General features: G+C 58.0%; 1 protein-coding gene. It reads left to right on the top strand.

The features are described from left to right. Positions 1-50: 50 nt before the first annotated feature. Positions 51-717, top strand: a 667-nt coding sequence (locus JQK15_RS26520) for an IS110 family transposase (protein WP_214869654.1), incomplete at its 3' end; no start/stop codon positions are given.

Below are 717 nucleotides of genomic sequence, written 5' to 3'. Positions count from 1 at the left end.
CTCCTACATGGTACAAAATCGCATGAACGCTTCGATTAAGGAGGGTGACCATGTCGATCTATGCAGGACTGGATGTGAGTGACAAAACCACGCATGTTTGCGTGGTGGACGCGGAAGGCGCAGTTTTACGACGCGAGGTTCTGGCCAGCGACCCCGAGATAATAGCCAAGTGGCTAGGGCGCTATTGTCCAGGCTTGGTCCGGGTGGTTATGGAGACCGGGCCACTATCCGCCTTCCTCTATCACGGCATGGCGGCTCGCGATTTGCCGGTTGAGTGCATTTGCGCCCGTCATGCCAAGGGTGTCCTCTCAGCTCGAGTCAACAAGAGCGATGTCCATGATGCTGAAGGCATCGCGCAGATGGCCCGAACTGGCTGGTTCAAGCGCATCCACATGAAAGATGCGGCAACGCATTTTGACCGTGCCGCAATCCGCATTCGGGCCCAACTAATCACAGCGCGTACTTCCATGATCAACCAGCTACGTGGGCTTCTGAAGCTGTTCGGTTTTCGCCTCGGTTCAGCCAGAGCCGCAGGGAAACGGGCTGAACGCCTGGTTGCCCTCTACGCACAGCGCCCCGATTTAGAGGCGCTGTTCGCTCCGCTCATTGCATCCATGGAGGCAATCGAGGCGCAACTCCGGGCCTCGACCCGCACTCTCGAGTTAAGAGCTGCGTCAGATCCGGTTTGCATGCGCCTGATGACGGTTCCTGGCGTGG

The organism is Sphingobium sp. BHU LFT2 (assembly GCF_018604485.1).
GTDB lineage: Bacteria > Pseudomonadota > Alphaproteobacteria > Sphingomonadales > Sphingomonadaceae > Sphingobium > Sphingobium yanoikuyae_A.
Note: the sequence above shows the minus strand (reverse complement) of the source record. Positions and strands in the feature narration are given on the sequence as shown.